Below are 11,290 nucleotides of genomic sequence, written 5' to 3'. Positions count from 1 at the left end.
CCCACCCAAGACACCCAACTGCCCCTGCTGTAGTGGCAATTTCAACAACCTGCCATAGACAGATCAAGCACTTACGACAGTTGGTGTCGAACTCGGGGGTTCGACGGCTTGGCAAAACCCGATGTGGATTGCGACGGGCATGACGGGCGACATTTATGGCACTGACAACAGCGGCCCGACCGCCAATCCGACCACCCTGCTGGATCAGGAGATCATGCTCACCAGCCTGACCTCCGGGCTGACGTACCGCTTTGCCCACCATCGCAGCACCGGGAATTACAGCAACGCCCCGCAAAGCAACTACTGGGCCCAGACCAATGTGACGCTCAGCACTAGCGGCACGCGCGTGTTGTTCCAGAGCGATTGGGGGAACGGCGACCCGAGCAACCCGGTGCTCAACCCGGATGCGGCGGTTGACACTTATGTGATCGAACTGCCGAGTAACAAGAGGGCGTAGAGCTGTCAGCGTCTGGCGGGCGCAAGCCTCGTCAGGCTGCTACGCGCCCTGCACACAAAACACCGCTTCCGTTGCCAGCAGCCCGGGAGCGAAGGTGATGCGGCGGCCGTTGCGGATGCCGAAGGCGTCGATCATCTTCAGCCCGCAGTGCGCAGCCAGGCGCTCGAAGTCGGCATAGGTGGCCACGCGCAGGTTCGGCGTGTTGTACCACTCGTAGGGCAGTTCGGGCGTTACGGGCAGGCGGCCCGTGAGGATCTGCAGGCGGATGCTCCAGTGGGCGAAATTGGCGAAGCTGAGGATGCCCAGCCGACCCACGCGCGCGGTTTCGCGCAGCGCGTTTTCGGTGTGGCGGATATTGGGCAGGGTGTCGATCTGCAGCACCACGTCGAAGCTGCCATCGCCGAACATCGACAGGCCCTGCTCCAGGTCGAGCTGCAGCACGTCCACGCCTTTTTCGGCGGCGGCGATCAATTTTTCAGGGCTGATTTCCACGCCCAGCCCGGTGCAGCCGCGGGTGTCGCGCAGATGCGCCAGCATGCGGCCATCGCCGCAGCCCAGATCGAGCACGCGGCTGCCATGCGGCACCAGATCGGCAATCACGCTCAGGGGAGTGGTCATTTGGAAAGCTCCTGCGCGATGCGGTCGAACCAGGCGCGCACCACGCCGTGGTAGTGCGGGTGATCCATGAGGAAGGCGTCATGGCCCTGCGGGGCATCGACTTCCGCGTAGGTCACGGCGCGGCGGTTGGTCACCAGCGCCTGCACGATTTCGCGCGAGCGCTGCGGGGAAAAGCGCCAGTCGGTGGTGAAGCTCACCAGCAGAAAGCGCGCCTGCGCCGCCGCCAGCCCCTGCGCCAGATCGCCGCCGGTGGCGCGCGCCGGGTCGAAATAGTCGAGCGCGCGGGTGATGAGCAGATAGGAATTGGCGTCGAAATAGCCGCTGAATTTGTCGCCCTGGTAGCGCAAATAGCTCTCGATCTCGAAGTCCACGCCAAAGCCGTAGCCCAGAGCGCCATTGCGCAGCGCACGGCCGAATTTGGCGGCCATGGCGTCGTCGCTGAGATAGGTGATGTGGGGTCGGTGATGATGGCGCGGCGAGCCACCTCGTTGAAGGCGATGTTCTGCGCCGAAAGACTGGGCGCTGTGGCGATAGCCGCGCAGTGGGCCACGCGGTCTGGATGGCGCAGCGTCCAGCTCAGCGCCTGCATGCCGCCCAGGCTGCCGCCGATGACCGCAGCCAGGCGATCGATGCCCAGCCGGTCGAGCAACCGCGCCTGCGCATCGACCCAATCTTCGACGGTGACCACGGGGAAACGGCTGCCCCAGGGCTGGCCAGTGGCTGGGTCGAGGCTCATCGGGCCGGTGGAGCCGAAGCACGAACCGGGGTTGTTGACGCAGAGTACGAAAAAGCGCTCGGTGTCGAGCGGTTTGCCGGGGCCGATCAGGTTGTCCCACCAGCCCACGCTCTTGGGGTTGCCTGCATGCGTACCGGCGGCGTGATGGCTGGCGTTGAGCGCATGACACACCAGCACGGCGTTGCTGCGCTCGGCGTTGAGCGTGCCGTAGGTTTCATACATCAACTCGTAGGCGGGCAGTTGCGCGCCGCTTTGAAGCGGCAGCGGCTGCTCGAACGCCATGCGCTGCGGCGTGACGTCACCGAGGGCTGAGGGCGAAGCACTCATGGGTGTTCCTGAAAAAACAAACCGGCGGCGCTGGCAATGCAGCGAAAACCGCCGGTGGTCTGCGCTGTTTTAGCGGTATTTGTTATGCGCCCGCAAGCCCAGGGCAAATCGGCGCGTGAGCAAGTATAGGAGCATCCCCAAACGGATTCAGCCCATCGCCCTGTGCGTTGACCAGTGCGGCGCCAGCAGGGTGCGTTCCAGATGATCCGGGGCCAGACCGTAGAGCCGGGCGAGTTGCTCGCGGTCGATGCACTGCGCCGGGCTGCCCTGGGCGATGAAGCGGCCTGCCTGCATCAGAATGACGCGCGAGGCCACGACAAAGGCGTGATCGGGGTGATGGGTGGTGAACAGCACGGCCCGCCCGTCGTCGCGCAACTGCGCGAGCAGTTCGAGCAGCCGCAACTGATTGCCAAAGTCCAGGCTGCTGGCAGGTTCGTCGAGTAGAAGGTAGGGAGCGTCCTGCGCCAGCGCGCGGGCGATCAAGACTTGCTGACGCTGTCCACCCGACAGCGCCGCGTAGCTGCGTGTGGCCAGGCCTTGCAGGCCGAGCCGGTGCAGGATGGCGTGCACGGCAGCGAAGTCGTCGGCTGCGGGCCGGGCGATCAGCCCGCAGCTGGCCAGCCGCCCCATCATCACCACGTCGATGACGCTGTAAGCGAACACCAGCCGGTGCTGCTGAGGCACATAGGCGATGCGGCGGGCACGCTCGGGCGCGGACAGGGTGAAGAGGTCTTGACCATCGACTTGCACCGACCCAGCATGCGGCGCATGAATCGCGCACAGGGCTTTGAGCAAGGTGGTTTTGCCGCAGCCGTTGGGGCCGAGCAGCGCCAGCGTTTCGCCCGGGGCAAGGCGCAGCTGCACGCCCTTGACGATCTCTTCCTGTCCATAGCGGATGTGGAGTTGCTGTGCCTCGATCATCTCCGGCTCCTCAATCGGCCCAGCTCACGGCGGCGCGTCGCAGCACCACGGCGAGCAGCGGCAGCCCGACCAAGGCCGTGAGAACGCCCAGCGGCAACTCCACGGTGAACGCCGTGCGCGCCACGTCGTCGAGCAGCAAAAGGTAGAGCGCCCCCAGCAAGGCAGAGGCGGGCAACACGCGGCGGTTGTCCGCGCCCCAGATCAGCCGGGCAATCTGCGGAATCAGCAAGCCGACCCAGGCGATCATGCCGGCCAGAGTCACTGACAGCGTGCCCAGCAAGGTGGCCAGGGCGATGACCCAGGCGCGCGTGGCGCGCACCGGCACGCCCAGCGTGGTCGCTTCCTCGTCGCCCATGCTCAGCACGTTGAGCGCATGGCCCAGGCCGATGAGGGCGGCGGTGGCCAGCGCCATCAGCGGGGCGGTGAGCCACACGCTGTGCGCCGACACGCTGGAGAGCGTGCCCATCAGCCAATAGGTGATGGCAGGCAGCTTGTCGTACGGGTCGGCGACATACTTGGCGGTGGACAGCAGGGCGGTGAAAAACGCGCCGGTAATCAAGCCCGCCAACAGCAGCACCACAATGCCATGGATGCCGACCAGGCGGGCGAGCAGCAGGGTCATGCCCACGGCCATCAGCCCGAAGACAAAGCTGGAAAGCTGAACCTGCCAAAGGGTGTGACCGAGCAGGATGCCCAGTGCCGCGCCGAATGCGGCTCCGGCCAAACCGCCGAGCACTTCCGGCGAGGCCAGCGGATTGCGAAACAGCGCCTGGTAGGCCGCGCCCGAGGTCGACAGCGCGGCGCCGATGCACATGGCCGCGACGATGCGCGGCGCACGCAGCTCCACGATCACCGTCCACAGTTCGGAAGGATGGCCTGCAAGGCCTTGCCACAGGCGCATGGCCGCCTCGAGCGGCGAGGGCTGATAGCGCCCGAGCAGCAAGGAGATCGCGGCGCAGAGCAACAAGGCTGAACCCAGCAACCCGAAGCGGCCCTTCATGGATGGCCGGGCCATGCGGCGTCTGCCCGATGCGGCGCGGCACACGCGGCGGGCAAAGACGCAGACAACGACGTCGGCTGGAGCGCGGATAAAGATGAGGACACCAGCGGCAAGACCCGACGCAACAGCCGCTGCATCTGCTCGAGCTGCCGTTCAGGGCGGTCGTCGAGCGGGTTGAATGCCAGGCGCGGCACCGCGCGTTGCGCCAGCAGGTCGGCGAGCTGCCGGGCGCATTCCTCGGGCGTACCGACGATGGCGCGCGCCAGACTTTCGCTCTCGTCCATCTCGGCCATGGGGCCGCGAAAGCCGACCTTCCATTGCGATTGCTTGTTGCGCCGAAAGGCGGCCAGCCACGCCAGGGCATGGCGTCTGGCGGCGTCGCCATCCTCATCGATCCACAGCCCGCGCGACAGCAGCGCGTCGGCCGGACGTTGTGCAACGATGCCCCAGTTGATGGCCTGGGCGTCGTAGGTTTCCAGCGGCCAGAACTGCGCGCTCATCCAGCCCAGCCCGCGCGAAGCCGCCCAAGCCAGGGTGTCGGGCTCGCGGCTGGCGACGAACAGGGGCAGCGGGAGTTGCGCCGGGGGTTGCAGCACGGCCTCGCCGCGGTACTCGACCGACTGGGGGTGCAGCCGGTCGAGGACGGCGTCCACCACCTCGCGCATTTGCACGCGCGCCGCATCGCTGCCCCAGCCGAAAGCGCGCTTTTGCGCCTCGAACGGCCCGCCTTTGGCAAAGCCGATGGCGATGCGCCCAGGCGCTAGGTTGGACAGCAGCGCGATTTCCTCGGCCAGCAGCGCGGGGTTGCGGCCTGCGGGCAACACCGCGGCCACGCCGAGCTGAATGCGCTGCGTCCGCGCCGCCCAGTGGGCCAGCAGCAGCAGCGGCGAGGCGCTCAGGCTTTGCGGGTCGAAGTGGTGTTCGGTGACCCACACTGCCTGCACGCCGATCTGCTCGATCTCCTGCACCAGGGCGGCGCGCTGTTGGAAAAAAGCTGGGATGGGCTCGTTCGCGGCGGGCTGCATGTGCAGCATCATGCCGATTTGCGGCAGGGGGGAGGCAGGCATGGCGGGTCAATACTTGGTGGGATAGTCGGTGGGGTCGGGCGCCAGAACGGCGCGCGCTTGCGCGGCGGAAAGCGTGCGCTTGAAGTACAGCGCGAAAAACGCCTCGGTGCGGGCGTCGATCGGGGTCTTGAACACCGCGCGGTAGTCTGCCGGGAAAATCCGGCCCGCCAGCCAGGGCGCGGCCAGCAGCCGCATGAACGACGGCGGCCGGTCGATCCAGCGAAACGGCACTTGCGGTGCGAACAGCACATGGCCTTCGCGTACCGCGCGCAGCAGCCTCCAGCGCGGCTCGGTCTGGATGGCGCGCATCGCTGGGCCGTCTTGGGTGAGGATCCAGTCGGGGTCTGCGGCCAGGATTTGCTCGAAACTCACCCGCACCATGCCGAAGCGGCTGCCGTCGGTGCAGTGCAAGGCGTTATGCGCGCCGATGGTGGTGATGACCTCGGCATGGAGCGAGCCGCTGCACTCGCTCGCCAGGCCGTCTTCGCCTTCGGCGTAATAGATGCGCACGGGCGGCTGCCGCGACACGCGCTGGCGCAGCGCGGCCAGATCGTCCAGCGTGGTCTGCGCGTCGGCGGCCAGCGCCTCGCCGCGCGCGGCGATCCCCAGCGCCTGCCCCACTTGGCGGAAGGCCGCGGGGTAGTCCGCCAGGCTGTCGAGCCGCACCGGGCAGATGGGCAGCCCGAGCTTGCGCATGGCCGCCGTGCTGGCCTGCGAACCCACCGTCGCCCCGGACACCAGCGCCAGCGTGGGATGCACGCGCAACACTTGCTCCAGACTGGCCGTCTTGCCCTGGCCGAACCAACCGCCGAGCACGGGAAGATCGAGGACGCTTTTCGGCAGAATCTGCGCCGCCTGCTTGCTCCAGGGAAAGTTCAGCCCCGCCATGCGTTCGGGCGCCAGCGCCAGCAGCAAGTAGTTGTTCACTGGGCTGCTGCCGTATACCGGGCCGCTCGGGGCGCTGGGGCAGGCCGCAGGCGTTTGCGCCAGCGCGAACGCGCCGTGCAGCAGGAGCGCGGCGCCGAGCAGAAGGCGGCACAGCCGCTCGACGGATAGCCTCATAGCTTGTACTGCAGTTGCACCCGCAGCTCGCGTCCGGGCATGGGAAAGCCCTCGCTCAATTGATAGTTGCGGTCGAAGGCGTTGTTCAGATTGGTGTAGAGCGTCAGTCGCGGGGCCAGGCGTTGCGTCCAGCGCAGGTTGACCACGGCGAACCCGGCCACCGGCTGCTTGCCGTCGGTCGTGGTCTGGCGGCTGCTGGCCGCCTGCACATGCGCCGACAGGGTGGTGGACCAGTCCAGGAGCGCCCAGCGTGGCGTCGAGATAGCTATACGCCACCGAGGCGATCCAGGCGTTGCCGATCGGCGCCTGCACGCTCAAGTCCAGCCCCTTGTTGGTCGCCGTGCCGACGTTTTGCGCTTGCTTGATGCCGGGGGTGGGGGTGGCGACGCTCTCGATCGCGTCCTTGATTGAATCCCAATACACCGCAGCGTCGTACTTCACCCCGCCCAGCACCACCCCAGAGATGCCGACCTCGCGGTTGAGCGCTTGTTCCGGCCCCAGCGCCGGGTTGGGAATAGCCTGGCCCAGACGGTAGGAATAGGTTTCCTTCATGGACGGAAACCGCGTCTTCCGCCCGATTCCCGCGCGCAACTCGGTGTGCGCCGAGAGCTTGTGCCGCCAGACGATTTGCGCATTGTTCGCGCCCACCTGCGGGCTGGTCTGCATCGGCCCGACCTGGGTCTGCGCCTTGTTGGTGTATTGCTCGGCCTGATCGAAGCGGTGCTCGTCGCGGCGGTAGCCGAAGGTGAGGGTGTCGGCCGCGGTGGGCTTGTAGGCATTCTCGAAGCCCAGCGCGTAGGTGTGCGCCTCGAAATGCAGCCACGGCGTCTGGTAAGGCTGCGCCTGGGTGGCGAGGTTGGACTCGCGGTGCACGTCTTGCTTGTAGAACAGTCCGAGTTTGAGGAAGTTCTGCGTGCCCAGCGGCTGGCCGAGTTCGACCGTGGCGCCGTTGGAAAAATCGCGGTACTGGCTATTGAAGGCGTAAGGTTTTTTGGTCGAGTCGTAGCGGGCGTTGTCGAACGAGATCAGTTCGTTGTCGAAGGTGTCGTGATACAGCCGGGTCTTGAGGTAACCCGCGCCGAGGGCGGTGTTGCCGATGTAGTAATAGCTCTGCTTGTTCCACTGCGGCCACTGCCAGTAGCGCACCGGCTGGCCGGTGAGCTTGGTGTTGCCGGTGTAAGGCGGCGAGTCTTTGTCGGAGTTGACGGTGTAGAGGCCCAGCGCATAGTCGTCGGTGGCGTTGGGGGTGAAGCCCACTTTCAGGTTGGCGTTGATGTCGTGGCTGGCGGCGTTGAGCCGGTCGCCCCCCGGTTGCGCCGCCACCGGCTTGAACGCCGTGGACAGCGGAAAACCGTCGCGATTGGCGCTGGCCACGCCGCCCTGCACATACCAGCGGCTGTCGATACGGCTGCCCAGTTGCACCGACAGATCGTTGCCGTACAGCCGGTGCTGGTTGGCGGTGAGGCCGCCGGTGATCGTGCCTTCGAGTTTTTTGCTGGGAGCCTGGGTGATGAGGTTGATCGAGCCGCCCATATTGTTCGGCCCGTACATCAAGGAGCCCAGCCCTTTGGTCACGACGATTTCGGACAGGCCGGGCGTCAGTAGCCGACTCAAGTCCACATTGCCGTCGTAGGGCACATAAATCGGAATGCCGTCGATGTTCAGGGTGATCTGCCGCGAGTCGAAGCCGCGGATGTTCACCTGCGTCTCGCCGCGCTGGCCCAGCGTCACCGGGGTGACGCCGGGCAGATCGCCCAGCGCCTCGCCCACATTGAGCGCGCCACGGTCGAGCATTTGCTGCTGCGTCACCACATTGCTGCTCGTGCCGCCCGGCGCGGGCTTGGACACGGCGGGGGCCTGCACATCGACCTCGCCAAGCTGGAACACCGGTTGCGCGGCCTGCGGGGTTTGCGCTGCGGCGCTTGCGGCATGCAGGGCCGCGAGCAGCGGCAGGAGCGGCATCAAAGAGGGGCGGACAGGTTGCAGTGGTCGCAGACGGCGGGCGGGGCGAGAGCGGGGCATCAGGGTCTCCAATAAAAAATCATGGCGGGTTTCGAGATATTCTCTAAGATATAACGAATTCCCCTTGGCCTGCCACATCCTTTGCCATGTCCGCTGCAGAATTGTTCCCTGTCAAACCTGTGCCTGTCCCTCGCTGGCAGGCGGCTTGCATCGTGGTTCTTGGGGCAGGGGATGTGGGCTCTGCGGTGGCGCATGTTTTGTTCCGCCAGGGCTACGCCGTGTTGCTGGTCGAGGCGGAACAGCCCACGTCCCCGCGGCGTGGCATGTGCTGGGTGGATGCGGTGTTCGACGGCATCGCGGTGCTCGATCATCTCAGCGCGGTGCGGGTGTTTCACCCGGCGGATGCGGCGCTCGCCTTTGCCCGCCGCATCTCGCTGCCGCTGGTGGTCGCCCCCGACCTGCCGCTGTGGCTGCGCCAGCTCGGCGCGCAGGTTCTGGTCGATGCGCGGCTGCGCAAACACGCCGCGGCGCAGCCCGATCTGCGCGCGCTGTGCGGGGGTGCGGCGACTGCGGTCGGCATTGGTCCAGGATATACCGTGGGCTATAACGCCGATTTGGTGATCGAGTCGGCCTGGGGCGATAAACTGGGGCGGGTGCTGCACGTCGGCTCGGCCCGGGCGCTGGCCGGAGAGCCGCGGCCCATCCTCGGCGCGGGGCGCGAGCGCCTGGTTTACGCCCCGCAGGACGGGGTGTTCGAAACCCCTTTGCGGATCGGCCAGGCGGTCGAGGCAGGCGAGGTGATCGGCCATGTGCACACGCCAGAGGGCGAGCTCGTGCCGCTGCCCGCGCCGCTGCGCGGCGTGTTGCGCGGGCTGACCCGTTCGGGCGTGCCGGTGCGGCGTAAAACCAAACTCGTCGAAGTCGATCCGCGCGGCGACCCGGCGCTGTGCTTCGGGTTGGGCGAGCGGCCGATGCGCATCGCTCAGGGCGTGCTGCAGGCCGTCGAGCAGGTCGTCGGCGCTGCTGCCGCGCCCGCCGCGCAGCCGCATGCCGCCTGAACAAAGGGCTGGACGAGCGCCCGGCCCTGGGGGCGCTCACAGCGAACCGCGAGCTCCGGCCTGCATGATGCTCATCAGCGTCTTGCCCACTTTTTCCGCTTTGCTCCGCAGCGGTGAGCCAGGCGGCACGCTGTCGATCAGCGGCTGCAAATTCATCATCACCAGCCAGAGCTGCCCGTGCGCGTCTTCCACCAGGGTGATGCGGCAAGGCAGATAGGCGGCGAAGTCGATGCTGCCGTCGTCCACCATCGCCACAGCGGTCGGCGGGTCGCAGAACAGGAATACTCGAATCAATCGCTGGGGTTTTCCGGTCATCGCCTGCGCCTGCTCGGACAGCGGCAAGTCGCCAACCTGTTTCATATTGAGCAGATTGGCTCGCAGTTGCATCGACTGCACGCAGTCTTGGGCGCTCAAACCTGCGTTGAGCCGCAGACGAATAACGGGGGCGTGCGGCTCACCTTGCGCGCTGCCCGCCTGGGCCGTGCCGATGAGCCAAGGCGATCCCGCCAATCCTGCAATCAGGCTGGCGGCGGTGCGTCTTTGCATGGTTTTGCTCCTTCATCCAATTCAGCGCTTGACAGCTGTGCGAGGCTTTCAATATATTCATAAAAATACAACGTCGCAAGCGATGTTCGCGGCGGTTGCAAAGTAGGCGTAGGGGCAAATATTGGTGATGAGTCGACATTGTGGGCGTTGGTCACAGTCTGAAGGGGAAGATCGGTTCGGTTTTTAGCTCAAGCGTCGTAGCCATTCAGATACACTGAACACATCATCCACCCCTTCATCAGGAGAGAGCCATCATGCAAACCAGCGCGCGCAATCATCTTCAAGGCAAGGTTCATGCGGTGCACGACGGTGCAGTCAACACCGAAGTCGTGCTCGACCTCGGCGAGGGCCAGCACCTCGTGGCCATCGTCACCAAAGACAGCGCCCATCGTCTAGGCCTTGCCGCGGGCAAATCGGCCTGGGCGCTGGTCAAGGCCTCCTGGCCCATCCTCGTCAAGGGCGCCGCCCCGGCCACCTCGGCGCGCAACACCCTGTGCGGCACGGTCAAGGCCATCACCACCGGCGCGGTGAACACCGAAGTGGTGCTGGGCCTCAAGGGCGGCGCCGAACTGGTGGTGATGATCACCACCGGCAGCGAAAAAACACTCGGCCTCAAGGTGGGCGACGCCGCATGCGCGCTCATCAAGGCCACCCATGTCATCCTCGGGGTGGACTAATCGTCCCATCTCGCTTGTCGGCCTCGGGGCGATCCCGGGGCCGCTTTTTTTATGCCCCTGTAACCAAACCTGACGGAGATCCGTATGAACCGATTTGTCCGAATCCTGCGCCGAGCTGGGCTCGCGCTCGTCTTGCCTTTCGCGCTGGCGGCAAGCGCGCAGGCCGAAACCCTCACCGTGGCGGTGGCGGCCAACTTCAAAAAGCCCGCCGAGGAAATCGGCGCGGCGTTCAAGGCCAAAACCGGGGACGAGGTGAAGTACGCCTTCGGCGCCACTGGGCAATTTGCCGCGCAGATTCGCAACGGCGCGCCATTCGACATCCTGCTGGCGGCTGACGACACCACCGCGCCCGCGCTAGCCAAAGACGGTCTGGCCTTGGCGTCGAGCAATTTCGTCTATGCGCGCGGCACGCTCGTGCTCTACAGCACCACGCTGCCGCTGAAGGAACAGGGCGAGCAAATCCTGCGCAAGGGCGATTTCGCGCATGTATCCATCGCCAACCCCAAGACCGCGCCCTACGGCACAGCGGCGATCGAGGCGATGAAAAAAATGGGCGTATATGACGCGCTAAAACCGAAGATCGTCGAAGGGTCGAACATCGGCCAGACCTTCGACTTCGTCGCCACCGGCAATGCGCAGGCGGGCTTTGTCGCGCTGTCGCAGGCCATCGGCGCGGGCAAGGGGCAATGGTGGGTGGTGCCGCAGGCGGACTACGCGCCCATCGACCAAAGCGCCATCCTGCTCAAGCCCGGTGAAAACAAGGCCGTGGCCAAGGCCTATCTCGACTTTTTGCGTGGCCCTGAGGCGCGCACGGTGATCGAGAAATACGGTTACACCATCCCGCGTTGACGGGCGGCGG

Annotated in this window: 11 protein-coding genes and 1 pseudogene; 4 read left to right on the top strand and 8 right to left on the bottom strand. The window is 66.0% G+C overall.

The annotated features are described in order from the left end of the window. Window positions 1–139 precede the first annotated feature (139 nt). Window positions 140–457, top strand: coding sequence for a hypothetical protein (locus B7X30_RS12845; RefSeq protein WP_353681921.1), 318 nt, complete (start codon window positions 140–142; stop codon window positions 455–457). Window positions 458–496: 39 nt separating this feature from the next. Here the strand turns inward: B7X30_RS12845 and metW are convergent, their stop codons facing one another. The 7 genes and pseudogenes from metW to B7X30_RS12815 all read right to left on the bottom strand — a co-directional run bounded on the left by metW (window position 497) and on the right by B7X30_RS12815 (window position 8,150). Then, window positions 497–1,075: a methionine biosynthesis protein MetW gene (gene metW / locus B7X30_RS12840; protein ID WP_013104378.1), complete on the bottom strand. Its 579-nt coding sequence runs from the start codon at window positions 1,073–1,075 to the stop codon at window positions 497–499. Next, window positions 1,072–1,503: an alpha/beta hydrolase family protein gene (locus B7X30_RS15810; RefSeq protein ID WP_502694442.1), complete on the bottom strand. Its 432-nt coding sequence runs from the start codon at window positions 1,501–1,503 to the stop codon at window positions 1,072–1,074. The genes metW and B7X30_RS15810 overlap by 4 nt, the downstream gene beginning before the upstream one ends. Window positions 1,504–1,520: 17 nt before the next feature. Continuing rightward, window positions 1,521–2,033 (bottom strand): annotated as a pseudogene (locus B7X30_RS15805) (homoserine O-acetyltransferase family protein); the annotation flags it as partial. 252 nt (window positions 2,034–2,285) lie between these two features. Next, complete coding sequence (locus B7X30_RS12830; protein ID WP_286731014.1) at window positions 2,286–3,059, bottom strand: ABC transporter ATP-binding protein; 774 nt, start codon at window positions 3,057–3,059, stop codon at window positions 2,286–2,288. A 10-nt stretch (window positions 3,060–3,069) separates the two neighbouring features. Further along, a complete protein-coding gene (locus B7X30_RS12825) occupies window positions 3,070–4,074 on the bottom strand; it encodes a FecCD family ABC transporter permease (RefSeq protein WP_286731012.1) in 1,005 nt (334 codons plus the stop codon). Continuing rightward, window positions 4,056–5,126 carry an LLM class flavin-dependent oxidoreductase gene (locus tag B7X30_RS12820; RefSeq protein WP_286731011.1) on the bottom strand — a complete coding sequence of 357 codons (1,071 nt, stop codon included), beginning with the start codon at window positions 5,124–5,126 and terminating at the stop codon, window positions 4,056–4,058. Before B7X30_RS12820 ends, B7X30_RS12825 begins: the two co-directional genes overlap by 19 nt. Window positions 5,127–5,132: 6 nt before the next feature. Beyond that, window positions 5,133–8,150: a TonB-dependent receptor domain-containing protein gene (locus B7X30_RS12815; RefSeq protein WP_286731010.1), complete on the bottom strand. Its 3,018-nt coding sequence runs from the start codon at window positions 8,148–8,150 to the stop codon at window positions 5,133–5,135. A 146-nt stretch (window positions 8,151–8,296) separates the two neighbouring features. On the opposite strand from B7X30_RS12815, the gene B7X30_RS12810 reads away from it, so the two are divergent. Next, the gene (locus B7X30_RS12810; RefSeq protein WP_286731009.1) at window positions 8,297–9,208 is read left to right on the top strand and encodes a hypothetical protein; all 912 of its coding nucleotides are present in this window, start codon (window positions 8,297–8,299) and stop codon (window positions 9,206–9,208) included. Window positions 9,209–9,244: 36 nt separating this feature from the next. On the opposite strand, the gene B7X30_RS12805 is transcribed toward B7X30_RS12810, so the two are convergent. Further along, complete coding sequence (locus B7X30_RS12805) at window positions 9,245–9,754, bottom strand: DUF302 domain-containing protein (protein ID WP_286731008.1); 510 nt, start codon at window positions 9,752–9,754, stop codon at window positions 9,245–9,247. 254 nt (window positions 9,755–10,008) lie between these two features. Here B7X30_RS12805 and B7X30_RS12800 point away from each other — a divergent pair, with 254 nt between their 5' ends. Together B7X30_RS12800 and modA are read left to right on the top strand one after the other, a co-directional pair. After that, window positions 10,009–10,431: a TOBE domain-containing protein gene (locus B7X30_RS12800; RefSeq protein WP_013122001.1), complete on the top strand. Its 423-nt coding sequence runs from the start codon at window positions 10,009–10,011 to the stop codon at window positions 10,429–10,431. An 84-nt stretch (window positions 10,432–10,515) separates the two neighbouring features. Continuing rightward, on the top strand, window positions 10,516–11,280 hold the full coding sequence (gene modA, locus B7X30_RS12795; protein ID WP_286731007.1) for a molybdate ABC transporter substrate-binding protein: 765 nt from the start codon (window positions 10,516–10,518) through the stop codon (window positions 11,278–11,280). Window positions 11,281–11,290 lie beyond the last annotated feature (10 nt).

This window comes from Thiomonas sp. 13-64-67, assembly GCF_002282795.1.
Classification (GTDB): domain Bacteria; phylum Pseudomonadota; class Gammaproteobacteria; order Burkholderiales; family Burkholderiaceae_C; genus Thiomonas; species Thiomonas arsenitoxydans.
Note: the sequence above shows the minus strand (reverse complement) of the source record. Positions and strands in the feature narration are given on the sequence as shown.

What these genes read in the sequence shown, in the direction of transcription:
- B7X30_RS12800 (WP_013122001.1), top strand. Translation starts at nt 10,009, where the DNA reads ATGCAAACCAGCGCGCGCAATCATCTTCAAGGCAAGGTTCATGCGGTG.
- B7X30_RS12845 (WP_353681921.1), top strand. Translation starts at nt 140, where the DNA reads ATGACGGGCGACATTTATGGCACTGACAACAGCGGCCCGACCGCCAAT.
- B7X30_RS12830 (WP_286731014.1), bottom strand. Translation starts at nt 3,059, where the DNA reads ATGATCGAGGCACAGCAACTCCACATCCGCTATGGACAGGAAGAGATC.
- B7X30_RS12825 (WP_286731012.1), bottom strand. Translation starts at nt 4,074, where the DNA reads ATGGCCCGGCCATCCATGAAGGGCCGCTTCGGGTTGCTGGGTTCAGCC.
- B7X30_RS12820 (WP_286731011.1), bottom strand. Translation starts at nt 5,126, where the DNA reads ATGCCTGCCTCCCCCCTGCCGCAAATCGGCATGATGCTGCACATGCAG.
- B7X30_RS15810 (WP_502694442.1), bottom strand. Translation starts at nt 1,503, where the DNA reads ATGGCCGCCAAATTCGGCCGTGCGCTGCGCAATGGCGCTCTGGGCTAC.
- B7X30_RS12805 (WP_286731008.1), bottom strand. Translation starts at nt 9,754, where the DNA reads ATGCAAAGACGCACCGCCGCCAGCCTGATTGCAGGATTGGCGGGATCG.
- B7X30_RS12810 (WP_286731009.1), top strand. Translation starts at nt 8,297, where the DNA reads ATGTCCGCTGCAGAATTGTTCCCTGTCAAACCTGTGCCTGTCCCTCGC.
- modA (WP_286731007.1), top strand. Translation starts at nt 10,516, where the DNA reads ATGAACCGATTTGTCCGAATCCTGCGCCGAGCTGGGCTCGCGCTCGTC.
- B7X30_RS12815 (WP_286731010.1), bottom strand. Translation starts at nt 8,150, where the DNA reads ATGCCGCTCCTGCCGCTGCTCGCGGCCCTGCATGCCGCAAGCGCCGCA.
- metW (WP_013104378.1), bottom strand. Translation starts at nt 1,075, where the DNA reads ATGACCACTCCCCTGAGCGTGATTGCCGATCTGGTGCCGCATGGCAGC.